The 24,225-nt window shown below is 40.6% G+C and carries 25 protein-coding genes and 1 riboswitch; of the genes, 10 read left to right on the top strand and 15 right to left on the bottom strand.

Features of this window, described 5'->3' with window-relative positions:
- Positions 1-40 precede the first annotated feature (40 nt).
- Positions 41-1,240 (bottom strand): N-acetylglucosamine-6-phosphate deacetylase, encoded by a 1,200-nt coding sequence (gene nagA / locus V7K60_RS33520; protein WP_334932344.1) that lies wholly within the window; start codon positions 1,238-1,240, stop codon positions 41-43.
- 159 nt (positions 1,241-1,399) lie between these two features.
- On the opposite strand from nagA, the gene purE reads away from it, so the two are divergent.
- From purE to V7K60_RS33500, 4 genes are all read left to right on the top strand, one after another.
- Complete coding sequence (purE, locus tag V7K60_RS33515; RefSeq protein ID WP_334932343.1) at positions 1,400-1,918, top strand: 5-(carboxyamino)imidazole ribonucleotide mutase; 519 nt, start codon at positions 1,400-1,402, stop codon at positions 1,916-1,918.
- 167 nt (positions 1,919-2,085) lie between these two features.
- Positions 2,086-2,385, top strand: coding sequence for a putative quinol monooxygenase (locus tag V7K60_RS33510; protein WP_334932340.1), 300 nt, complete (start codon positions 2,086-2,088; stop codon positions 2,383-2,385).
- A gap of 160 nt (positions 2,386-2,545) precedes the next feature.
- Positions 2,546-3,325 carry a class II glutamine amidotransferase gene (locus V7K60_RS33505; protein ID WP_334932338.1) on the top strand — a complete coding sequence of 260 codons (780 nt, stop codon included), beginning with the start codon at positions 2,546-2,548 and terminating at the stop codon, positions 3,323-3,325.
- A gap of 398 nt (positions 3,326-3,723) precedes the next feature.
- Positions 3,724-4,497, top strand: coding sequence for a sulfite exporter TauE/SafE family protein (locus V7K60_RS33500; RefSeq protein WP_334932336.1), 774 nt, complete (start codon positions 3,724-3,726; stop codon positions 4,495-4,497).
- Between the two features lie 75 nt (positions 4,498-4,572).
- Here V7K60_RS33500 and V7K60_RS33495 read toward each other — a convergent pair whose 3' ends face one another.
- Positions 4,573-5,712, bottom strand: a complete 1,140-nt coding sequence (locus tag V7K60_RS33495; protein ID WP_334932334.1) for a sulfate ABC transporter substrate-binding protein — start codon at positions 5,710-5,712, stop codon at positions 4,573-4,575.
- Positions 5,713-6,232: 520 nt separating this feature from the next.
- Here V7K60_RS33495 and V7K60_RS33490 point away from each other — a divergent pair.
- The 4 genes from V7K60_RS33490 (at position 6,233) to V7K60_RS33475 (ending at position 9,669) form a co-directional block, all read left to right on the top strand.
- Positions 6,233-7,381, top strand: coding sequence for a sulfate ABC transporter substrate-binding protein (locus V7K60_RS33490; protein WP_334932332.1), 1,149 nt, complete (start codon positions 6,233-6,235; stop codon positions 7,379-7,381).
- Positions 7,382-7,527: 146 nt separating this feature from the next.
- Positions 7,528-8,388 carry a sulfate ABC transporter permease subunit CysT gene (cysT, locus tag V7K60_RS33485; protein ID WP_334932330.1) on the top strand — a complete coding sequence of 287 codons (861 nt, stop codon included), beginning with the start codon at positions 7,528-7,530 and terminating at the stop codon, positions 8,386-8,388.
- Positions 8,375-9,253 (top strand): sulfate ABC transporter permease subunit CysW, encoded by an 879-nt coding sequence (gene cysW, locus V7K60_RS33480; protein WP_334932328.1) that lies wholly within the window; start codon positions 8,375-8,377, stop codon positions 9,251-9,253. The genes cysT and cysW overlap by 14 nt, the downstream gene beginning before the upstream one ends.
- Before the next feature lie 149 nt (positions 9,254-9,402).
- Positions 9,403-9,669 (top strand): NIL domain-containing protein, encoded by a 267-nt coding sequence (locus V7K60_RS33475; RefSeq protein ID WP_334932326.1) that lies wholly within the window; start codon positions 9,403-9,405, stop codon positions 9,667-9,669.
- Between the two features lie 130 nt (positions 9,670-9,799).
- Here the strand turns inward: V7K60_RS33475 and V7K60_RS33470 are convergent, their stop codons facing one another.
- Positions 9,800-11,311, bottom strand: coding sequence for a hypothetical protein (locus V7K60_RS33470; RefSeq protein WP_334932324.1), 1,512 nt, complete (start codon positions 11,309-11,311; stop codon positions 9,800-9,802).
- A gap of 558 nt (positions 11,312-11,869) precedes the next feature.
- Entirely contained in the window at positions 11,870-12,454 is a 585-nt protein-coding gene (locus tag V7K60_RS33465) for an NADPH-dependent FMN reductase (protein WP_334932322.1), read from the bottom strand.
- A gap of 13 nt (positions 12,455-12,467) precedes the next feature.
- On the opposite strand from V7K60_RS33465, the gene V7K60_RS33460 reads away from it, so the two are divergent.
- Both V7K60_RS33460 and V7K60_RS33455 read left to right on the top strand, forming a co-directional pair.
- A complete protein-coding gene (locus tag V7K60_RS33460) occupies positions 12,468-12,623 on the top strand; it encodes a hypothetical protein (RefSeq protein ID WP_334932320.1) in 156 nt (51 codons plus the stop codon).
- Positions 12,624-12,644: 21 nt separating this feature from the next.
- Positions 12,645-13,052, top strand: coding sequence for an NUDIX domain-containing protein (locus V7K60_RS33455; RefSeq protein WP_334932318.1), 408 nt, complete (start codon positions 12,645-12,647; stop codon positions 13,050-13,052).
- Here V7K60_RS33455 and V7K60_RS33450 read toward each other — a convergent pair.
- The 11 genes from V7K60_RS33450 to V7K60_RS33400 all read right to left on the bottom strand — a co-directional run bounded on the left by V7K60_RS33450 (position 13,049) and on the right by V7K60_RS33400 (position 24,176).
- Positions 13,049-13,783 (bottom strand): amino acid ABC transporter ATP-binding protein, encoded by a 735-nt coding sequence (locus tag V7K60_RS33450; protein WP_334932316.1) that lies wholly within the window; start codon positions 13,781-13,783, stop codon positions 13,049-13,051. The genes V7K60_RS33455 and V7K60_RS33450 overlap by 4 nt on opposite strands.
- Positions 13,776-15,260: an ABC transporter permease subunit gene (locus V7K60_RS33445; RefSeq protein WP_334932314.1), complete on the bottom strand. Its 1,485-nt coding sequence runs from the start codon at positions 15,258-15,260 to the stop codon at positions 13,776-13,778. Before V7K60_RS33445 ends, V7K60_RS33450 begins: the two co-directional genes overlap by 8 nt.
- 227 nt (positions 15,261-15,487) lie before the next feature.
- Positions 15,488-16,783 carry a Fic family protein gene (locus V7K60_RS33440; protein ID WP_334932312.1) on the bottom strand — a complete coding sequence of 432 codons (1,296 nt, stop codon included), beginning with the start codon at positions 16,781-16,783 and terminating at the stop codon, positions 15,488-15,490.
- A gap of 387 nt (positions 16,784-17,170) precedes the next feature.
- Positions 17,171-18,151 carry a 2-dehydropantoate 2-reductase gene (locus V7K60_RS33435; RefSeq protein WP_334932310.1) on the bottom strand — a complete coding sequence of 327 codons (981 nt, stop codon included), beginning with the start codon at positions 18,149-18,151 and terminating at the stop codon, positions 17,171-17,173.
- Between the two features lie 50 nt (positions 18,152-18,201).
- On the bottom strand, positions 18,202-19,071 hold the full coding sequence (locus V7K60_RS33430; protein WP_334932309.1) for an inositol monophosphatase family protein: 870 nt from the start codon (positions 19,069-19,071) through the stop codon (positions 18,202-18,204).
- Positions 19,072-19,882: 811 nt separating this feature from the next.
- Entirely contained in the window at positions 19,883-20,488 is a 606-nt protein-coding gene (locus V7K60_RS33425; protein ID WP_334932307.1) for a PEP-CTERM sorting domain-containing protein, read from the bottom strand.
- A 93-nt stretch (positions 20,489-20,581) separates the two neighbouring features.
- The gene (locus V7K60_RS33420; RefSeq protein ID WP_334932361.1) at positions 20,582-21,319 is read right to left on the bottom strand and encodes a cobalt-precorrin-6A reductase; all 738 of its coding nucleotides are present in this window, start codon (positions 21,317-21,319) and stop codon (positions 20,582-20,584) included.
- On the bottom strand, positions 21,319-21,738 hold the full coding sequence (locus V7K60_RS33415; RefSeq protein ID WP_334932305.1) for a DUF1636 domain-containing protein: 420 nt from the start codon (positions 21,736-21,738) through the stop codon (positions 21,319-21,321). The genes V7K60_RS33420 and V7K60_RS33415 overlap by 1 nt, the downstream gene beginning before the upstream one ends.
- A gap of 22 nt (positions 21,739-21,760) precedes the next feature.
- Positions 21,761-21,932, bottom strand: a riboswitch (cobalamin riboswitch).
- Positions 21,933-21,981: 49 nt separating this feature from the next.
- Positions 21,982-22,761 (bottom strand): uroporphyrinogen-III C-methyltransferase, encoded by a 780-nt coding sequence (gene cobA / locus V7K60_RS33410; RefSeq protein ID WP_334932303.1) that lies wholly within the window; start codon positions 22,759-22,761, stop codon positions 21,982-21,984.
- Positions 22,758-23,504, bottom strand: coding sequence for a sirohydrochlorin chelatase (locus V7K60_RS33405; protein ID WP_334932301.1), 747 nt, complete (start codon positions 23,502-23,504; stop codon positions 22,758-22,760). The genes cobA and V7K60_RS33405 overlap by 4 nt, the downstream gene beginning before the upstream one ends.
- 288 nt (positions 23,505-23,792) lie before the next feature.
- On the bottom strand, positions 23,793-24,176 hold the full coding sequence (locus tag V7K60_RS33400) for a DUF4359 domain-containing protein (protein ID WP_292786681.1): 384 nt from the start codon (positions 24,174-24,176) through the stop codon (positions 23,793-23,795).
- Positions 24,177-24,225 lie beyond the last annotated feature (49 nt).

Here is a 24,225-nt window from a genome sequence, read left to right as displayed (position 1 = left end):
TATATTAACGCTTCTTCCCCTATCACCTTGATTCTTTTACCTAGATGCGAAATTTGCCCAATAATCGCTGCCAAGCTAATTCTTTTGTCGCTTCATCCCAATGCCAGCACAATAAATTAGCGGGTTGACTCTTGGCAATTCCAGGCAAACCAATCGCTTGTCTAGGTGCATCTGTAGCTAGTAAAATAGCAGTCTCTACATCACAAATCCCCCACTTTACCAAATTCTGCACTCCCACTAGTAAGGGTAAAGTCGTCCCCGATAAAGTGCCATCGGCTAGTCGTGCTGTACCGTTTTGAACTTCAATTTGCCGACTGTCCCAAGGATAGACGCCATCGGGTAGCCCCAGAGGTGAAAGGGCATCGCTAACGAGGAACAGCCCTTTTTCTTGATAGCTAGCGCGAAGTAATATTTGTAGCATCGTGGGTGAAACGTGTTCACCATCAGCAATAAAACCACACATCACATCAGGATGGGTAATTGCTGCCCCTAATAATCCTGATTCACGGTGATGTAACGGTGGCATGGTGTTGAAAGCATGAGTTACCATCGTTGCACCGAGTTCAAAAGCAAGTTGCGCTAGGGCTGATGTTGCCTGAGAATGTCCTAAACTAACGGTAATTCCCAAAGAACGCAAATATGGAATTACTTCACCAGTGGGATCTAACTCCGGCGCTAAGGTAATGACTTTCACAACATGGGCATAATCACCCAAAACCCGCTTCACCTCGTCAATTGTTAAGGGTAACAAGTACTCTGCCGGGTGTGCGCCGCGCTTTTGGTAACTCAAAAATGGGCCTTCTAGATGTACTCCAAGAATCTTGGCAGATGACCTCACCCCCAACCCCTCTGCATCAACAGAGAGGGGAGTAAAATTAGCAATGACTGCAAGCGATCGCTGAATCTTTTCTACTGAAGTTGTCACAAGTGTCGGCAAAAATCCATCTACCCCGACATCCCACAAAAATTGCGTTATTTTCTGGAGTACATGAGCATTTTCAGCCGTTAAATCAGGAAATGCCAAACCCAACGCACCGTTAATTTGCAAATCAACACCACCCAATGAAATCCAGTTGCCTGCAACATCTATCACGGATGCACAGATGTCCTTCCCTACTGTACCCATTGGCAAGATTTGCTCAATTATGCCCTCTTGATTAACCAAGAGCATCTGCAAATCTTTGTAACCAGGTACTCTAGCATTGATAATATCTACAGGATTTTGTGTTGCTTGGGTCATCACACTGACGAGAAGAGAGCTAAATCTGATTTTAAATGCAACCAACATCAATGAATCAATTCAAACAACGCCAATAGATGAGATGATGATCCGCATTACCTAGCTTCCATAAGCTAGCTCAAATAATTTTGAATTTTAAATTTTGAATTTTGAATTATTATGACTCCTTTAGTTGGTATCATCATGGGCAGCGATTCCGATTTGCCCACTATGAAAGATGCGATCGCAGTTTGTGAAGAATTTGGTGTTGAGAGCGAAGTGGCGATCGTTTCTGCTCACCGTACTCCAGAACGTATGGTGCAATATGCTCAACTTGCACACCAACGGGGTATTAAGGTAATTATTGCAGGTGCCGGTGGTGCTGCCCATCTACCTGGAATGGTAGCGTCTTTAACTCCCCTTCCTGTGATCGGCGTTCCTGTACCCACTCGGAACTTACAAGGTGTAGATTCTTTGTATTCTATTTTACAGATGCCTGGTGGTATTCCTGTGGCAACAGTAGCGATTGGTAATGCCAAAAATGCCGGACTTTTAGCAGTACAAATCCTCGCAACTCATCAACCAGAATTGCTAGAAAAAGTGCAACAATATCGGCAAAACCTTTGTGAATCAGTAATTGCAAAGCAAGCAAAATTAGAACAACTAGGCTATGAGCAATATTTACAGCAGATGTTTTAATAAATATTAATACCAGAGCAACAGGGGAGCAGAGAAGGAGAAAGTCTTTTCCCTCTGTCCGACAATAGTGCTGAGTAGGGAATTATCATGTCTTTGCTAAGAACGGGCTAAACCCTAGCTATCCGCTAACAGAACTGTTTTACCCCATGACAAATGACAAATAATAAATGACAAACCAAACTATTCGCATTGTTGCCCGTATTATTGCTTTACCTAACAAAGTAGAAGAACTAAAAGCTGTATTGTTGGAACTCATTGAGCCAACTCGTCAGGAAGTAGGTACGATCGAGTATAAACTTTTGCAAAACCAATATGATCCAACAGACTTTACTTTTGTAGAGGAGTGGGCTTCATCAGAAGCCCTGAATACTCATCTAGATTCACCCCATTTCCAAGCGGCAGCAGCTAAACTCGAAGGTTTAGTGACTGCTGCACCAGATATCCGCCGCTACCATCTTTTGGCATAGTATCATGTTGCTAACTTGAAACAGACTCTTTATTGTTGGGGAGTGTTTGGAATATCTCAGCCTTAAATTCTAAGATTGAAGCGATCGCTCCAGAATCATGCAGCATTCTGAAGTATCTTGATCCTGAGGCCTTAGTCAAAAATTGAGAGCTGCAACATCCATGTGCCAACTGCTCGGAATGAATTGCAATGTTCCAACGGATATTTGCTTTTCTTTTGAAGGGTTTTCTGCACGGGGAGGAAAAACGGATGACCATAGCGATGGTTGGGGCATTGCTTTCTTTGAAGGAAAGGGATGTCGAATGTTTTTAGATGCTCAACCTTCTGTTGCTTCTCCGGTAGCAGAGTTTGTGCGGAGTTATCCCATCCACTCAACCCATGTCATAGCCCATATCCGCAAAGCTACTCAGGGTGAAGTTGCCCTACACAACTGCCATCCTTTCCGCAGAGAATTGTGGGGTCAGTATTGGGTATTTGCCCACAACGGTAATTTGCCAGATTTTGATCCAGAAAATTTGGGCTTTTATCAAGCCGTAGGTGATACCGATAGTGAAAAAGCATTCTGTATGATCCTAGAAACATTGCGATCGCGCTTTCCTAAAGGTAAGCCCGATATAAAGGAACTGTACTCTGTGCTGCAAGAAATTACTGCTGTAATTGCGAAAGTGGGTATATTTAATTATTTATTGTCAGATGGAGAACACTTTTTTGCTTATTGCTCAACTAATCTCAGCTACATTGTTCGTCAAGCGCCCTTTGCTGCTGCCCATTTAATTGACCAAGACATGACCGTAGATTTTCGGGAAGTGACTACTGAACGCGATCGCGTTGCTGTCATTGCTACCACACCCCTGACTGACAACGAAGTTTGGACACAAATCCAACCAGGGGAATTACTAGTTTTTCAGGATGGACTACCTCTGAAATATGCAATCAGTTAATAATAAATAGTTGTTCAATTTTGCCCATTTAGATGATTTCTAGATGGGTTTTGTTTTTCATGCTATCTATATTGCAATACATACAGTTTAGATAAGCCAAAAATCATGATGTAGAGACGGCGATTCATCACGTCTTTTGCTTTAACCGAACAGTATTGGATACGATTCACTGTTAATTTACCAATTTATATAAATTCATCCAACTTAGTTGTTACCAACATATATAAAATTTACCGTTTTTATTGGTATAAAAATATAAGTTTACACTGAATTTTATTTATATTAATATAGTTTAAAAAAACCGTATCTCTTTTAAAAATGCGGCTTTAAATGTCTTTTGTCTCCTGCAATAAACATTGAAAAAATGTATTGATAACAACATAAAAATCAAATCTCTAATGACTGCTACCCAATTACTTTTACTCATCACAGTTTTCTTTCTAACAAGTGTTATAAGCGTCATTACAGGAAGCACTTCTTTAATTACCGTCCCTGTAATGTTGCAATTGAGTATAGAACCGCGTATTGCTCTTGCCACTAATATGCTGGCATTAACCTTTATGAGTGTTGGTGGTACGTTGCCTTTTATTGGTAAAAAAGCAATTGACCGCAACCGCTTGCCAATAATGATTTTCCTAACGCTTTTAGGCTCAATCATCGGTGCATTACTTGTTTTAGTTGTACCTTCAAAATCGATGCCTCTAATTATCTCGATTTTGATGATTTTGGTTGCCGTGTTTTCAATCACCAATCGGAATGCTGGAATCGTTTCAAGAATAGGAAAACCATCACCAGTAGCAGAAATTGGTGGATATTTGGCAACTTTTGCGCTTGGTGTTTATGGTGGTTTTTTTAGTGGTGGCTATGTCACTATACTCACAGCAGCTTATGTCAGCCTATTTCGGATGACATTTGTGCAGGCAGTAGCAAACACAAAGTTTATCAACATTTTTTCTTCCCTAATTGCCACTATTATTTTCTTTACACAAGGAATAGTTGATTACAAACTAGGTATTATTTTGAGTATTACTATGTTCATTGGAGGAATTGTCGGATCGCGGGTTGCCCTCAGACTAAGCAACCTCTGGTTACGACGTATATTTCTCATTACAGTAATTGCTCTTGCACTCAAGACATTATTTGATTTTGTTGCATATTCACCAAAAATCTAAACACTTAACAAGCTGTTCATAAAAATTGCACTCATGAACAGCTGTTGAATACAAATCTAAATCAAAAAGGCTATATTAGCGTTGCCCACTTTGTATTTTGTCGAAGATTGCGCCGTCATCAAAAAACTTCTTCTGAATAGTATCCCAACCTCCCAAACTCTGAACGTTGTAAAGCTTAGAAATCTTAGGAAATTTATTCTGTACTTCCTTTGTTACAGTAGAGTTAACAGGTCGAAAACCAACTTTGGCAAACTCACGTTGAGCTTGTGGTGTAAAAAGAAACTTGACGAAACTTTCCGAAACCTCGCGGGTACGGTGCTTGTCAACATTCTTATCCACAACTGCTACTGGAGCATCTATAGAAATGTTTACCTGGGGAACCACATAAGAAGGTGAAGTTTTTGCTTGTTGTGCTGCTAAGATAATCTCGTTTTCGTAGTTAAGCAGAACATCCCCTTGACCTTTTTTATAAAAGACATCGCTTGATTCTCGTGCATCTTTAGGTAACACAGGGACATTGCGAAAGACTTGGGTAACATAGTTAAGAGCTTGGGCTTCACTTCCACCATTTTTGGTTATTGCACCCCACAAAGCCAGAAAGTTCCACCGCGCACCTCCTGAAGTCTTGGGGTTGGCTGTAATTACCTTGACCCCTGGTTTGCTTAAATCACTCCAATTTTGGATCTTTTTCGGATTACCTTCACGCGTTTCTAGGGCAACTACTGAGTGAGTCACAATTGAGTTATTTGGTGCTTCCTTCTCCCAACCTGATTGAATCAGTCCGGCTTTTTCAATTTTTTTGGTATCCAAAGCCAGCGCCAAAGCTACAACATCTGCTTCTAATCCGTCAATTACTGCACGGGTTTGAGAGCCAGAACCACCATAGCTTTCCCGAATCACTATATTTTGACCTTTTTCGCGTTTCCATTTCGCTACAAATTCAGGAATGATTTTCTGGTAAGCAGCTTTGGTGACTGCGTAGGAAACTAGAGTTATTTCAACTGTCTTACCGCCTTGACTAATCAATTGAGGCTTCTGGTTAACAGAAATAGTTTTATCAGCACTCTCCACAGCATAAGCAGGAATAAGGACACTTAAGCTCAAGCCAGTTGCTAATAATAACGCAGAGGTTTTAGTTGAGGTGAGTTTTAATTGCAGAAATAGCTGTTTGGCTGGGCGGGAAACTTGTAACTTTTTGGCTTGCAGATGTGTCATGGAAACTGAATGTTGTATAGTTGCTTGATTAAACAACGGTAATTTGATAGCATTACCGTTGTTTGTCTTTAGAAAGAGATTATCAGATTAATTCTCGAAATTCAAATTTTTATACTAAAAATTTTCATTTACACTCGGAAAACTCGTACTAAAAACATGTGATACCGATTATCTGTGAATTTATATAGAACCAGTTGCTTAAGCCTATTGTCTTACCAGGGTTGATTTTATACAGCGTCAGAAAGAATTGGTATAAAGTATCTGATTACTCTTTCATTGGAGCATCAGAGCAGGGAGAAATCATCAATGCCCAATTCCCTAGCAAGTTGCTTGATTGCAAACGATACTTTAAAGTCAAAGCATTTTTAATTCCTCACAGAACTGGTAAAATCACCATATTCTTGATAAAGAATATGAGGTTTTTTGGTGTTTGTACTAGATACATGGAATCATCCAGTATGATAAACACTATATAACTGTATTCCCATCAATTATTTGTAGATTTAGTGGAGGAAATAGAATGAGTTTGTGGCAACGCCCACTGAAAAGATTACAAGCGATCGCTGAACATAGAACCTATCGGTTCAGACTAAATTCGCTCAAAGGCTTTGTATCACTCTTTTTGGTAGGTACTGTATTGAGTGTAACCCTTGCTGCCTGCTCAGGTGGAGGAACTGGGAATAATTCTGCTTCTGAAACTCCTAGTGCTAGTGCTACTCCTGTGGCTGCAAGCAAAGATAATGTTGAATTAACTCTAGTTTCCTTTGCTGTCACCAAAGCAGCTCACGAAGCAATTATTCCTAAGTTTGTAGAACAGTGGAAGAAAGATCATAACCAAACTGTCACCTTCAAGCAAAGCTATGGCGGATCTGGTTCCCAAACTCGTGCTGTTATCGATGGTTTGGAAGCAGATGTTGTTCACTTGGCACTAGCTGGAGACACCACAAAGATTGAGAAGGCTGGGTTGATTCAGCCAGGATGGGAGAAAGAAGTTCCCAACAATGGTATTGTATCCAAATCTGTTGCAGCAATAGTCACTCGTTCCGGCAATCCTAAAGGCATCAAGAACTGGGCAGATTTAGCCAAAGACGGTGTGAAATTGATTACTGCTAACCCCAAAACTTCTGGCGGTGCTAAGTGGAATTTCTTAGCACTATGGGATTCTGTGATTAAAACAGGTGGCGATGAGGCTAAAGCTACTGAATTTGTGACTAAAGTTTACAAAAATGTGCCAATCTTGCCTAAAGATGCGCGGGAAGCTACTGATACATTTGCCAAGCAAGGGCAGGGAGATGTCTTAATCAACTACGAAAACGAAGTTATTTTGGCACAGCAAAAGGGTGAGAAGGTTGATTATGTCGTTCCCGATGTGAATATATCCATTGACAATCCGATCGCTGTGGTAGATAAAAACGTCGATAAGCACGGAACCCGTGAAGTTGCTGAAGGTTTTGTGAAATATCTCTATAGCCCAGAAGCACAGCAAGAGTTTGTTAAATTGGGATTCCGTCCTGTGGATGAGACTTTAGCTCAAAACAAGGAAGTCACAGACAAATTTCCTAAGCTGAAAACTCTGGGTACAGTTGCAGACTTAGGCGGTTGGGAAGCAATTGATAAGAAGTTCTTCGCAGATGGGGGCGTGTTTGACAAGATTCAAGCCAAAAAATAATTCGTAATTCGTAATTCGTAATTATGACCCCACAACTTTCTTTTCTCCAGAATTAAAAGTAGTTGGTCTGTGGTTGAATTACGAATTAGCAATTACGAACATTGGCAAAAAGCTCCTTGTGAATTTTAAATTTTGAATTTTTCACTATGACATCTGTATCTCCTTCTGTGGAAGTTGAACGCAAAACGCCATTCTGGAAGAGATTAGGGCGAGTTCCTTGGACTTGGCGAATCACCATTGCATATCTGACGGTGATGTTGTTTGTCCCCATAGCTGCTATGTTCCTGAAAGCAGCTACAGAACCCCCATCTAGGTTTTGGGCGATCGCAACCAGTGATATCGCACTAGCAACATACAACGTAACTTTTGTTACGGCAATATTTGCTGCCTTACTCAATGGCGTATTTGGAACTCTGATTGCTTGGGTTCTGGTTCGCTACGACTTTCCCTTTAAGCGCTTGATTGACGCCACAGTAGATTTACCCTTTGCATTACCAACAGCGGTAGCAGGTTTAACCTTGGCAACAGTTTACAGCGATAACGGATGGCTAGGTTCACTACTAGCACCACTGGGAATTAAGGTGTCTTTTACCCGCACGGGAGTAGCGGTAGCAATGATATTTATCTCACTACCTTTTATTGTGAGAACTGTGCAACCCGTACTTCAGGAAATGGAACATGAGATTGAAGAAGCCGCCTGGTGTCTGGGTGCTTCTCAATGGCAGACCTTCTGGAAAGTGATTTTGCCACCTTTATTTCCAACAATTTTAACTGGTGTTGCCTTGGGTTTTTCTCGTGCAGTTGGGGAATATGGGTCAACTGTGATTATCTCTTCCAATACGCCATTCAAAGATTTGATTGCTCCTGTGCTGATTTTCCAGCGATTAGAGCAGTATGACTATTCTGGTGCAACAGTAATTGGCATAGTTTTACTATCAATTTCGTTGGTACTGCTATTGGCAATTAATTTCTTACAAGCATGGGCAAGGCGATATGACAGTAGATAAGCCAAGTTTTCACTCATCATCTGGGTCTGATACAGATACAGCCAAGCCTAAAGAGCAGAAGAGTTGGGTGCCAATAGTTTTAATTGGTATAGCGATCGCCTATTTAGCCCTAGTTCAATATATCCCGGCAATTAACGTTTTTGTTCAAGCCTTCAGCAAGGGAGTTGGGCCGTTTCTGTCCAACCTGACGCGACCAGCTTTTATCCATGCAGCTTGGCTGACACTGTTGTTGGCTGTGATTGCTTTGCCTGTGAATACAGTGTTTGGACTATGTGCAGCTTGGGCGATCGCTCGTCATAAATTTCCTGGACGCGCCATAGTTTTGAGCATTATTGACCTGCCTTTTTCGATTTCGCCCGTAGTTGCAGGATTAATGATTGTGCTACTTTACGGCCGGAATGGGTGGTTTGGCCCTTGGCTCCAGGCCTATGATATCAAAGTTATCTTTGCCTTTCCAGGTATGGTGCTAGCTACAGCCTTCGTGAGTATGCCCTTTGTGGCGCGGGAAGTGATTCCGGTTTTAGAAGAATTTGGTAAGGATCAAGAAGAAGCTGCTAGAACTCTAGGTGCTAAAGATTGGCAGATATTTTTGCGTGTCACCCTACCCAGTATCCGTTGGGGTTTACTCTACGGTTTAATTTTGACCAATGCCAGAGCAATGGGTGAATTCGGAGCAGTTTCAGTAGTATCTGGCAACATTGCTGACCAAACTCAGAGCCTACCACTGTTTGTAGAAGACGCTTACAAACAATACGAAACTGAAGCGGCTTTCTCTGCAGCTGTACTGTTAGCGTTGTTAGCAGTAGTAACCTTGTTGCTGAAGGAGATTCTAGAACGGAAAACCCGCATTAAAGATGTTGAATAGAAAAATCAAGTGATTATGGTTATCTTTTGAATAGGATACAAGCAAATCATGGGAGATGGTACGATCTACCTAGTACCTATCAGGAAATTACCGTTAGGGTTAAGAGTAGTTCTGTACCAATCCCGATTAGGGATTGAAATAATTCAGATATGGCTACTGACAATACACTTACCAATAAACGGATTCGACTCAGAATTCCTAAAGATTATCACCAGGAACCTGTCATTTCTCGCCTGGTGTCTGACTACGGACTGATTGTGAATATCACGGCAGCGATTTTGGGAGCCAATGCTATCGGAGATGGTTGGTTTGACCTTGAACTACAAGGAACAGATGCACAAATTCAAAGCGGGTTAACTTATCTCCGCGATTTGGAATTGGAAGTCTGGGATGATACTAAAGCAACCGATTGGTAAGGGTTATAGCAATACAAACAGTTTATTTATCTGGTTTTAAGAGAATTGCAACCCGCAGATCCCCGACTTCGTAAAAGTTGTCGGGGATCTTGTTTCTCATGAATGATTCAGGATTGCTGTAGTGGTTTGTCTACAAAATAATATACCAAATACCGTTATCATTTTGACGTAAAATACGGTATCTTCCCTCAAGAAATTCTAGCATTCTGGGAAAATTTTTGTTGATAGTAGGCTGCTGAATATAATCAATAAAGATATAAGGAGGCTTAGATGAATCTAACTCTTTTAGAAGTTTTGTCCATTGCTCAGGCAGAAAATATTCAAGTGCCCAACCACGTAGTGATGTTGCCTGAGTCCGATTGGAGAAGTAGTAAATAGATGGATCGCCAGCTACATAAATCTTACCAGGAAGACTTCCTGGTTGGGAGATAAATTCAGCCTCTGAACGAAGAGATGGATATTTTGCTCTAAAAACAGTCTGATATTTAAATCGTGTATCTTCAGCTAAAGCAAAGTTATTATTAACCAGAACAACACTCTTTTTTATAAGAGTGTTCGATAAAGGCAAGAAAAACAAAAATATTAGCAGGATTGTAGTAAATGGGGAACTCAATTTTTTTAAAGACTCCCATAAAACATCTAATCCTTTAGTTGCTAAAATACCTAAAGGTACAAACAATAATAAATAATGGTATTCCCAAAATGCCCCACGTTGTAGAACAATTACACCCCAAGCAAAAATACACCAAATCACAAGTAGCAAAGTCAATATATTCTTAGACTTACGTAATGATACATCTACTGCAACAGTAGCGGCTAAAAGTAGAGGGTAAAAACTATTTAAGAACCATTTTATTCCTGCAAAAAGCCCACTTGGGTCAAATTGGGAATTAGCAACAATTCGAGGTGGATATAAAAAGAATGTTTCATACAAAATTGGTAAACTATTAAACCAGGCAAAATAGCTAACAATAAATAAAATAGGAAATATAATCCCCATCAAAATTGGAATAAATATTTCTAGAAAAACTTTTTGAATTTGCTGTCGCTTGATTAGTACAGAATATATTACAAGAGTTAGCCAAAATGAAATTAATATTAGCAAAAGTATTAATTTAAAAATAAGGACAATTCCACCAATAAAACCTGACAGTAAAAGTAGAAAAAATCTTTGCTTTCCTTCATATTTAAAAGATTCAGAAGTCAGCCAAAGACAAATGAATAAAGGAAAACTAACCAGTGCTTCCACTTGAGTAAGATGCCAAGGCTGTGAAACAGTATAGTAAACGCCAACCGTTAACAAAGGTACTAGACTGGCGATTATCGGATGCCGAAAATAGCTTTTTAGACTCAGCAACAATACTATAGACAAAAACACCATGTAAATAAGTTCAAAGAGATGGATGCCAATCTCGTTAAAACCAAATAAAGTTCCCGCTAAAAAGTAAAAGTAAAAAATCCCTGGTTGCTTCACATCCCAAAAATCACGATATAGTAACTTTCCTTGTTGCATCTCCAAAGCACCGAGCCTAAAAAATGCTTGATCTCCGTCAAATGGGAAAGGCAAATGTATAAGACCAATAATCACAATTGCAATCAAAACAAGAAAGTCAATCTTATTGAATTTAGTAATATTAATCATCAAACTTTATAATTAAAACTTAACCGACTATCTTATGCTGATTAATATACTAACAGGGTAAAGAACAAGGCAATTTTAGGATATGAACTTAAAGTTTAAAGTTTCTGCGATCGCGTCAACACTGACTTTTCATTTTATTAAAAATTAGCTGAAGTACCAAAAATATTTAAGTAAGTAGGCAGGAATAAATTAAAGTATGTTAAGTAATGTAAAAAACAAATTTTTTCTCTACTTTGAAGCGAAAGCCTTCAAAGTAGGGCTAGATCCGCTTAATGTAAACCTTTAATTATTAACGCCGTTCTACTTCTTACACTGGAGAAAATAAGTATGAATAAATGGCTTGACAGATGGCTTGGCTCTTTGACAAGAGATTTACAGCCACAGTGTGAACTCCCAGTGACTAGAACTTGTCATCTCGGATTTGAAAGTTAGATTGTTTGTTGAGAAAATCGGCTATCTGTTTAATCCAGTTTGCAAGTCTGTCAAACTTGTGCTTAATCAGACTTTCAACACCATTCAGACGATACTCAACAAAAAGTTTCTTCTCGTTGTACTCAGTTAGTTAAGCTTCAGCAATATCTTTGTTAAGCCATCGCCTAACTGCTCAATAGATTCTTGCTGTTTCGGATCTTTTAACGTGCCATCAGCATTAAAGGCTTCATAAGCTTTGGATACTACTACTTGGTTGGGAAGTACCAAAACTTTGATGTTTCCCAAAATAGACCGCAGGTGAACCAATCCCCGCAAACCACCAAAACCGCCTGGAGAAGCGCTCATAATACTAGCAACCTTACCTGCAAAAGCAGCCAAAGCCAAAGGTGCTTCATTTGGAGATGGACGGGATGCCCAGTCGATGGCGTTCTTCAAAACTGCTGTGAGTGAACTGTTATATTCCGGCGAAGCAATCAGCAATCCTTGATGAGAAATCATTAAGTCTTTAAAAGTGCGGGCGTTGGCAGGTAGTCCTTCTTGAGCTTCCAAATCTTCATCATACAGAGGTAAAGGCAAATCGCGGAGGTCTAGATAAGTCACTTCTGCGCCTGCTGCCTTAGCGCCAGCCGCCGCAATTTTTACCAATTTTTTGTTGTAAGAATCAATCCGGGTGCTGCCTGCAAAGGCGAGGATTTTAGGTGTAGATGCCATAGTTCTAGGTTGAATGGGAAGGATTAACCTGTTCAGATGCATTATCCTGTTTTCAAGCGATCGCTATTTGCTACCTTTAGAGTTTCTTTACAAACTTTCTCTCCGATTATGGCGAATTGGTCAGACTCTTATCTTGGCAGGTTACGACAAGTTGTGGGCGATCGCCTAACTTCTATTATTTGGTGCACGTGTGATTATTGAAGATAGCTTAGGGCGCGTTTTGTTGCAAAAGCGGAGTGATTTCAAACTTTGGGGGCTACCTGGCGGTTGTCCTGAAGTTGGTGAATCTGCTGAAGAATGTTCAGCACGAGAGGTTTTTGAAGAAACTGGTTTAACGGTTAAGCGTTTTGCAGCTGTAGGGCTTTCTTCCAACCCAGCCTTTGAAACTGTAACTTATCCCAATGGCGATCGCGTCCAAAATTTCATTTTGATTTTGCGAGCCGTTAAATGGTCAGGCAGTCTCGCTTGCTTAGATGGAGAATCGCTGGCACTGGAATTTTTTGATTTGGCTAACTTACCTACGTTAATGCCAAACGATCGCCCCGTTTTGGAAAAGTTTCAGGAATACAAAAAAAGCGGCGAATTTCTGATGTTCTAAAGCATTTTTTCTAAGAATTGTTTGGCGCGATCGCACTGAGGATTTTGAAAAAACTCGTCAGGAGTAGTATCTTCTGCTAAACTACCCTGGTCGAGGAACATAATCCGATTGGCAACTTCTCTTGCAAAGCCCATTTCATGGGTCACAATCGCCATTGTCATTCCAGATAGTGCTAAAGCTTTCATCACTTCCAACACATCTTTAACCATTTCTGGATCTAGGGCAGAGGTGGGTTCATCAAACAAAATCATCTCAGGTTCCATTGCTAATGCCCGAGCGATCGCTACTCGCTGTTTCTGTCCCCCAGATAGTTTGGACGGATAGACAGACACTTTTGATTCTAAACCTACCTTAGCAAGCAATTCTAAGCCATGTTCTTCTGCTTTTTGCTTGTTTACTCCTTTCACCTTGATGGGTGCGTAGGTGACATTTTGCAGCACATTCATGTGGGGAAACAAATTAAAATGTTGAAATACCATCACCAAATGCTGACGTACTTTAGCGATGTTTGCTTTAGGCTTGGTAATTTCTTGATCATGAAAGTAGATTCTGCCTCTGGTGGGTTGTTCTAGTAAGTTTATGCATCGCAAAAAGGTAGACTTACCTGAACCAGAAGGACCTAATATGGCAACCACTTCTCCCTGGTAAAACTCAGTGGAAATATCTTTGAGTACGTCGAGTTTGCCAAAGGATTTACATAAGAATTCCGTGCGAATTACTACATTACTCACTTTCCCGTAACCTCCTTTCTAAAGCGGATGCACCCAAAGTCATACCCATTACCAAAACATAGTAGATTAACCCTGCAAATAGCAGTGGTTCAAAATAAATATACTTATTTGCACCAACAATTTGGGCACTGCGTAATATTTCCACCACCCCAATCGTTGACACCAACGCAGAATCTTTGAGCAATCCGATAGTTTCATTTACCAATGCAGGGAGAATGTTCTTTAATGCTTGGGGCAAAATCACATCCCACATCATCAACCAATAGGGAACACCCATAGACATCGCCGCTTCACTTTGTCCTTTATCTACCGCCTGAATCCCACCTCTGATGGTTTCCGACATATAAGCACCAGAATTCAGGGTAAAAGTTAGCACCCCTGCCTGCAATGCTGAAATGTCATAGCCTGTAAGCTGGGGTGTTGCGTAGTAAACCAACGCCAACTGTAATAACAAAGGTGTACCTCGGAAAACAGAGGTGTAGGCGTTAGCAACCCAGGTAAGCGGCTTGATGCCGAGAATTTTTAATAGAGATAGTATTGTTCCCCAGATTAACCCCAAGGATACGGATAATAGCGTGAACAACAAAGTTAAAGGGATTCCCCGAAGAATAAAGGGAATATCTGGAAGAATTCTAGTGAAGTCAAGATTCAATCCGCCTTTGGCAGGAGTTGAGGATGCAGGATTGGCGGTAATGTTCTCTGAAAACCATTTGGCAACAAGTTTATTCAATGTGCCATCGTCTTTCATTTGTTGAAGGACTTTGTTAAACGGTTCTACAAAAGAAGAACTTTTAGGAAAAGCGATCGCCGATCCACTTGCCTCCTCTGACGGAATAGTATTAAATTCTAAATCTGGGTTAGCTTGGGCAAATCCCTTAGCAACGGTATCCTCAACAATTGCTGCATCAATTCGCCCAGATTTGATTTCTTGAACTACTTCCGGCACTTTGTTGAGTTGCTTTAGCTGAATACCTGCAACTTTTTTCGCAATTTTCTCAGCATTTTGTTCTTGTATAGTTCCTAGTTGTACCCCAACCTTTTTTCCTGATAAGTCTTGAGGCTGCTTCAGATTGCTACCTTTAGGAGCGACAATTGTATCTTTGGCTTCGTAATAAATAATTGAAAAATCAATATTTTTCTGACGTTCTGGAGTCGGAGTCATCCCAGCCATTACAAAGTCAGCACGATTTGCTTGGAGTGCAGGAATTAATCCATTAAAATCAGATTCCATTATTTGAAGTTTAAACCCTAGTTTTTCAGCAAGGGTTTTGGCAATATCTATATCAAAGCCAACGATTTGGCGATCGCCTCCTTTAGTATCATAAAACTCATAAGGAGGATAATCTGGCGAAGTAATCATCGTCAGCGTGTCTTTCCCTAAAGGTGAAGCAGCTTTTAGAGAATTACTATGTCCGATGATGCTGATTACTACTGCTACAACCAGTATCGTTAATAGCCATAATTTTTTCTTCTTCATGGACTTGATAATTATATAACTTCAGCTAGTCAGTAACTATTTTTGGGATGATATAAATCGAAATAGCCCTTACTGGTCACTATTACAAAATTTTTTCAACGATATGAAGGCGACTGAAGTAATATTTCTTGAAGACTCCTTTATTTTTCATCTTAAAAATTACCGTTTTTAGTATTTTTTACTCTGTTACCGAAAATTAAAAATATTTTAAAATTCCATCCTTGCTGTTAAGACTCCTTAAAAATAGATAGGTAGGGTTCATAAATAAAAGCTCGATTACGTTTATTTCCAGTAATTTCTTCCACGATTCCTATACTACATAATTCTCTCACTAGAATGTTAGCGTTAGTGTATGATAATTGGGTAAATTCTTGAGCCATTTCTATATTAAAAACTGGCTTATAATAGAGCTTTTCGAGTAAAGCTATAGCATTCACTGCCTTCCGATTTCCCATTCGTTCCATTACTATTTTACGATGATCTTCTTTTAAATTAACTATTTGACGAGCAACAGTAGATGCCTCCTGGGAAACTTCATATACACCTTTTAGAAAAAACTTAAGCCAGCTTTCCCAATCACCATTATCCCTGATAGATTGGAGATGATCGTAATATTGAAACCGATACTTTTTAAAGTAATAAGATATATACAGGAGAGGACGTTTTAATATATTTTTTTCACATAATAAGAGAGTAATTAGTAAGCGTCCTGTTCTTCCATTGCCGTCTTCAAAAGGGTGAATTGTCTCAAACTGAGCATGAGCTAATCCAATTTTAATTAAAGCTGGCATTGGAGCAGAGTCATGTAAAAACTTCTCAAAATTACTTAAAGCTTCTTGCATATCATGGGGTGGAGGTGGAACATAAGTAGCTTCCTTCAAATTACATCTTCCCTTACCAATCCAATTTTGGCTGCGGCGAAATTCTCCTGCACCCTTTTCAGAACCTCGACCTTCTCTCAATAATTCTTTATGAATTTCACGGATCAATCGCAATGATAAAGGAAAATTATTTTCTAATCTTTCAAGTCCGTGATTAATTGCAGCAATATAGTTGACAACTTCGGTTACATCTTGCGGGTTGTCTGGTTCCACTGTACGCGATTCAAACTCAAGGACATCTATTAAAGAAGCTTGTGTTCCTTCTATTTGACTTGACAACACTGCCTCTTTACGAACATACATAAACACGAATAAGTCGGGATTAGGTAAAGCGTCTGTTGATCCATCTAAACGACCTAATGCTCTATCTGCTTGTGATAAAAGTTCTAACATTTCATCATCAATATATAATTTGGGTATAGGCGGTAAAGGATTAGGTATAAAAGCTTTGTATCCAGTAAGCTGTTCTATGTATCTACCTGCTCTATCGGTATCAACCATATTATCGATTTCATTCACAAGAGACAATTTTTTATCCATATTATCAAATGCCCTTACTATCAGCAATAAGAATTTTTTTGTATTTTTATATGATATAGTTTTATGTTCGATATATTGAAACAAACAGCAAATAAACTGCATCTTCCTTTTGCCTTAGTTCCCTGAGCGGTCAGTAAACTTGTTTTATCTTTGCTATACTTATGTGGATATCAGGAATTACTGTAGTAAATGAAACATTAATTTTGGTTTAATGTTTCATCAGTTTTAGTTTTAAATCTGTTAGAAATCAAGGAAAGTTAAACCTAAATAGGGATAGAATACGAAATATCTCATCCCCACTTCATTTTTTGATTAACTAACTCTATAAGATTTTGACCTTTTACCTTTCATCAAATAGACTTATCCTGCTTTACGCATATAATGCTAAAAACCAGAGTTTTGGTGAGGAACTGAAAGACTCTGGTGAAGACAAACTTTCCTCCCCGTCCGCTGCTTTGCAGATGCTATCAAAAGTCAAGAAAAGCCAAATCAAACCTTTAATTTGGTCGCCTCCAGCAACTTGACGCTAGCATAAATAGCATCAATATAAGGTGTAGGAATTTGAGTAAGTTTTCCCAATTCTGCCACCGCGCCAACAATAGCATCTATCTCCGTAGCACGTCCGGCTTCAATATCTTGTAGCATTGAGGTTTTATGAGCGCCAACATTTTCTGCCCCATTAATTCGCTGTTCTAAAGTGATGCCAAACTTTATACCCAAATTTTCTGCGATCGCTTGAGTTTCAGACATCATTTGTCGCGCTAGTTCACGGGTGAGAGGATAGCGGCAAATATCCTCTAAAGTCGCACCAGTCAGGGCACTAATGGGATTAAACGCCACATTTCCCCACAACTTAATCCAAATTTCTGTGCGAATTTGATTGCGGATTGGCGCTTTGAATCCTGCGTGTTTGAAAGTCTGTGCCAATAATTGGATGCGTTCTGTTTTAGTGCCGTCGATTTCACCAAGAGTAAAGCGATCACCTTCAATATGTTTAATTACACCTGGTTCAATTATCTCAGTTGCCGGATAAACCACACAACCAATAGCACGTTCAGCACCGATACTAGCTTCAATAATCCCATCTGGATCGACAGATTGAATCCGCGTACCTTCATACTCACCGCCATACTTGCGAAAGTACCACCAAGGAACGCCATTTTGGGCTGTCACCACCATCGTATGAGGATTGTAGAGTGCTGGGAGAAAAGGTGCGATCGCAGGCACACTGTGAGCCTTCACAGTTAAAATTACTACATCTTGTGGCCCAGCTTCTTGAATATCACTCGTTGCCAAAGTCGGACTAGCAATTTGGCTATAACCCTCTGCCATGAGCAACTTCAGCCCATTTTTTTGAATTGCCTCCAAATGAGAACCACGCGCGATTAGTGTCACCTCTTCACCTGCCAGTGCCAGTTTTGCCCCTAAATATCCACCAATTGCACCAGCGCCAACAATACAGATTTTCATTTTGTCAAAAGAATATGAGTCGTAGAAAACGGTATCCAGTTGCTTTTACTTTAAACAGCTATACTTTGCATCGCTTCTAATAAATCTTGATGAACAGATTTTGAGGCAGCTACGAGCAATCCAGGCAGACTATAGTTTTGACAAGTATGCAGTGGCGGTAAAGTCGAACCGTCCAGAGTAGTTACAATCCAGCCAGCCTCTTTTGCAATAAAAGCGAGTGCAGCACTATCAAGAAATTTGCCCGATTTGATGACTGCTCCACTCAAGTCGCCACTGAGAATACCATTGAGATTGGGAATTTGAATATCATTAGAGTAATCAGTTGCTATATCGATTACTTTATATCGGTCTTTTAAAAAATGTGCGATGGAATTCATTCCCCATCCCAACAAAACAGCAGGTTTGGCGGATGTTATATCTAAAGGGGCACAAGCTGCTAAGTTCATTTCCAGTGTCCCTTTAAAAGCACCTTCACCTCGAAGGGCATAAAAATAAATGTTTTGGGCAGGAGAAATGGCAATTACTGCTTCAAAGTCATCCGAATTTAGAATACTGAGAATAATTTGGTAATTAGAATGTCCATCCATGTAAAACTTTGTGCCATCAATCGGGTCGAGTGTGACTAAATAATCACCTTTTGAACCGAGTTCGGTAGCCCGAAAATACTTGGTGTTATTAGAACTTTCATATTCTTCACCATAAAAGCGAATATCTGGGAAAGTTCCTAGTAATACTACTTCTACCAGATTTTGAATAGCCACATCTGCATCAGTGAGGGCGGCAGCAAAAAAGTTTTTTGCTTGTTCTTTGGCAGGAAGTGCAGCAATTTTTGGTTGTAAAAAATGGGCATAGGCTGCTGCTACTTTGAGATGGGGGAGTAAAGTCTCTAAAATTAATCGAGTAGTTGGCGTTGTGGACATTGCAGCAAACTCCTTTTAGAAATAATCTACCCTTGGCGGGGCAATAGAATTCTATATCTAGACAAAATTACGGTATCATTTTGATGCAATGATACCACCGTTGCTATATTACTTTAATCTGTATATAGCGCTTCTGGTTTGCGTGAGGTACACCTGTAGGGCACGGCAGTGCCCATTGATGTCAACTTAAGCCAAGACTCATTCCATTCGCGGCTACACAGGCTCTCGTCCGCCGCCCCAAACTAACGGAAAATCAAAGTTTTGAAACCCACCGAGGTGGGTTTTGTTTGTGTAGATGAGCCAGTGTGTTGGGCGGGCAATGCCCGACTTGAAGCACCTGGCGTGCGGTTTCTAACCGCCCATTTCACGTTAAGTTGACACCACTGGGCACTGCCGTGCCCCTACACCCAAATCTTTTTTGCCAAAGTTAGTAGCTTTTAAAACGTACCTCACAAGGTTGGGAACTGCTATATCTTAAAGAGCCTATAGAGAGATCGCAAGTTTTCTCGTAAATTTAAGAGTTTAAGACCGAACGTCAACACTTAGTACAGCATTTCATTAATTCATCGCGAATTAAATTTGGCAATACTCTACAATGCCAATGCGTCGGCTTACATTGTTAACGCGTTCCCCTGCATTAAAAACGCTACGCTTTTACGCAAAACTGTACTTAGCTAAAGTTACCCTACAAAAAGCAAGCTACAATTAGGCTTTAAATTCCCATCTGAAACTCTCTTTTCTACAAGACGCTACGCGTAGCTTGCTTCCCTGTAAGGGTAAAATTTTGAATTTTGAATTATTATTGATGGTTTTAGGAAACTTTTTCGAGCTTCTTCTGAGTAAATTTAGATAGCTTGTTACGTTTGAGTACTGAAAATGCGCCAAGAGTGCAAAGGATGAGTAAGCTTAGGATAGAAGTGGGTTCAGGAACGGTGGTGATTATGGTTGCAGAAAAATTAATGGGTAACTCACTATCTTCCAATCCCAAATTTTCAAAACCTGGTGTGATTGGCGGTGCAGAAAAAACCTCTAAATAACCTGGTGTCGCCAAAAAACTCGCGAAAAATGGACTAGAATAGTTTCCTTCCGAAGTGGAATACCCAAAACCATCACCTGTTAACTGCTGAGTATTAAGACTAATTAAATTATCAACATTAAAAGGTTCGTTTCCTGGTATAAGAGTCCCAGTGGCTTGCAGACCAGTAATTGTTTCACCATTTCGTGTACCAGTAATTCCAGTAATCAAGTAAAAACCCAAATCGTTAGGGGTGTCATTAGTGGTGAAAGTACCGTTCGCCTCTATGCCAGTACCAGAATAATTCCAGTTCCAACTTAAAGCAGAAGCGGCTGGCATTGTCCCGAAAACTAATCCAGATGTGGTGGCGAGGGCTATGGCAGATAAAGCTAGATTTTTCATGGAACTCGTTAGTGCGATCGCGGTTCTTGTAGAAGGTTCCGGTGTATTATACGGAAATTAACAAAGATAGTATTATCAATCTTGGCTATTTACTTAGCAGCGATCTAATAACCACGCCAAAGCAGCATCAACATTACTAACCTGTTCCCCTGGCGGTATAGCTGGACGATTGACCATCACAACCTTTACGCCCAGTTCCCGCGCTGCAATAATCTTGGGCTTTGTGGCATCGCCACCGCTATTTTTACTGACGATAGTATCAATGTTATTCTGAATCAGAATTTGTCTCTCATTCTTGAGGGTAAAAGGCCCGCGATCGCACAATACCATCCCCGGTGGTACTAAAGCATCATCGCCAGGAGGGTCAATCATCCGCATCAAAAACCAAATTTTCTCCAAGTGAGCAAAAGCAGCGAGTTCTTGTCTACCAACTGTCAAAAATACCCGCTGTGCCTGGTTTTGCAGGGCTGTTGCTGCGGCTGCAACACTGTCAACTTCAATCCAGCGATCGCCACTTACTTTTTCCCAAGGCGGACGAATTAACATCAGACGGGGTACTCTAACTTCCATTGCTGCATCTGCGGCATTAAAAGAAATTTGAGTAGCAAAAGGATGGGTTGCATCAATTAATAAGTCGATTTGCATGACTTGCAGATAGCTAGCCAATCCAGCCACACCACCGAAGCCTCCAACCCGTAAATCGCCCAGCGGTACTGACGGTTCACGGGTGCGGCCAGCTAGAGAGGTGATTACTTCTAACCCTTGGATAGTCGTAACTTTGGCAGCTAATTCTGCTGCATCACCTGTCCCACCCAGAATCAAAACGCGCATCATTTAGATAAAGGTGGAATCTTTGCTAAAATGCCTTTCTTCATTGCTTCTGGACGCTCTGACCAAGGCAGTGAACCATCTGCTTTAGCATAGTATTGACTAGCACATTGGAGTACCGCAGAGGCACTACCATCAACGCCTAAATCACCAAATAAATATGTTAATTTGCCTTTGGCAGCAAAAGCGACTACACAAGAACGATTACAAGCACTCATGCATTCAACTTCCTGAATCGGGAATTGATCTCGTAAGTCCCAATCTTGTGCAAGCTGCTGAAGTTCGTGTAGAAGTTTTTCACCACCACTTTCACCTAAGCGTTTTCCATTTTGCCAAACACTGGCACAGGTTTTGCAAACAAATAGAGTATGTTCAGCAACATCCAAGGGACTGGTTGGGGAAATATTTACACTAGTAGTCATCTGTACCTCGCAGATATGTGAAACTAATAAATCTATTTCGGCGGGCATCCTGACTCACTCAATTTGGGATTTTCGATGTAGTTCCTTAATCTCAAATTGGTTCACAGTTGCGGGACAGCGCCGGATTTACACCGAACTTTCCCCGTTACCTCTGGTAGCTGACTCCCACCAGAACCGAATAACCTTATTGATCATACACTAGGGTTATCGGAGAGTACGAAACAATAGGCTTTGCGCTAACCATCAAACTGGGTGACAACCAGATAAAATACTGTGCATATTTACTACTTGTCCAATAACTGCGATCGCAGGCGCACTAAATCCAGTTTCCTCTACCTGTTTGACAATTGTCTCTAAAGTCCCAATCAATTCTTCTTGTTCTGGCCGCGTACCCCAGCGCACCAAAGCAATCGGCGTTTCTAAATTCAACCCAGCTGCACTTAATTCTTCCACAATATAAGGCAGATTGTGAATTCCCATATAAATTACAATGGTTTCGGAACCGTGAGCGATCGCACTCCAATTTACAATCGGTCTATACTTACCCGCCGCCTCATGACCAGTTACAAATGTTACTGACGAACTATACAGCCGATGCGTCAAAGGAATACCTGAGTATGCTGCCGCTGCAATTCCCGAAGTGATACCTGGCACTACTTCCGTTGATATTCCAGCTTTGACTAATTCTTCCATCTCTTCGCCACCGCGACCAAAGATAAAAGGATCGCCACCCTTTAGCCGCACTACAATTGCATGATCCTGCGCTTTCTCAATCAGCAATTGAGTTGTTTCTGACTGCAACAACGAATGTCTTCCCGCACGCTTACCAGCATTAATTTGCTCGGCTTGGGGATTAATCATTGCCAAAATTGCCGGACTCACCAAGGCATCATAGATGACTACATCTGCACATTCCAACAAACCTTTCGCCTTCAGAGTAATTAGTCCTGGATCTCCAGGTCCCGCACCGACTAAATAAACCTTTCCCAAATACTTGTTCCTCTCTGTTATTGTGCGGTTCATCTATCTGTTAAATCCCAAATTAGCTCGGCTAATTCTGCACTTGCTCCCAGTGGCTCTGCCAATTGGAAATTCACCGCAGAAAATTGTAATTTTAGCTCCTCTATTGAGGTGGCGATCGCATCGGTTATTCCACCAGCGAATAAAAAGTATGGCAAAATTGCAATTTCCCGATAACCAGCAGTTACCAATTCTTTCACCCGTAATTCTAAACTAGGAGGCCCAGCCCAATAAGCAGTCACGGCTCCCAAACTCGCCGCCATTGCTTCCACAGTTTTTTGCGAACCTGGGCGACGGCTACCATGAGCTAAGAGAATCCATGCTTCTGCTTTTATAGCAGCTATTTGCTTTGCCAGCAATTTCTCTAAATTAGGATGAGAACCTAAATATGGTTGCAACTCAATGATCATATCTTGACCAGCAGCCTGTTGTGCTAGTGCTACTTCAGCGGGAATATCTGTCATCAGATGCACTCCCGGCAGTAAAAATAGCGGTACAATTTTGAGGCGATTTTCATTTTGAAACAGTGGGCAATCGCCAAAAGCGCTTTTAGCAAATTGTTGAATTTGCTCGTGTAAAGGCTGAGGACTCATTTCTAAAGCAGCGATGCCAACCAAATGTTCGCTATTTACTGAGTTGTGATTTTTTGGCAATTTGTGACATACCAGCCTAGCTAGTTGCTGCATAGCAATTTCTGGGCGCGGGTCGCGACTTCCGTGAGATAATAGCAGATAGGCAGATGACATCGGCAAAGCTTGAACTCTCAGTTACTATATCTTACTTAACATTAAGCTGGGGTTCATAAGTACTCTGGTAATTATTGAAACTATTATCAATTACTAAACAGAAGTATTTTTAATCACTTTGACAGCGGATTACAAGTTGTAAACTACACACCTATTCGTTTCAAAACCGGGTATAAAGCCTGTTTTTCTTCTGTTAGCGCAACGGGGTGTAGCCCATTTTGACCGGAGCTTCGGAGTCTCCGGCTCCGCTCCTGAATTCTGTTTTATATTCTTCCCCTACTGCTTACCTTATTGTTCTTCAGCAGTGTAAGTATAAAATTGATTAAAAGCTCCTACCGTTTCAAATTTGTACGAAGGTATCCAAGAATTTATTTTTAAATCTGTACGATAAACACTAAAAATAACGTAATTTTGTCTTTCTGTAGTCTTGGCAATAACTTCTTGGATTTGCGGGCTAGCCGAGTCAACCAATTTATCGCAATTAAAACGGATTAAATTTTCTATAATATTCGTAGTTTTTTTACATACATCGGTTTTTAAGTATTTTGTCAGGCGTTGAACTGCATATTCTTCATATTCAACCTGACCGGGATTGGTTTTCGCCATTGTCACACCCAAGGCGGCGAGGCCTACTGCTGCTCCAGTATACGCGATGATGGTCAATGGTTTCATATTTCCCAAGTAAAATTCATTGTAATCGTTAGATTCCAGAGACTCTAAA

It is taken from the genome of Nostoc sp., assembly GCF_036917555.1.
GTDB lineage: Bacteria > Cyanobacteriota > Cyanobacteriia > Cyanobacteriales > Nostocaceae > Nostoc.
The sequence above is the reverse complement of the archived record's forward strand: the minus strand, read 5'-3'. Positions and strand labels throughout refer to the sequence as shown.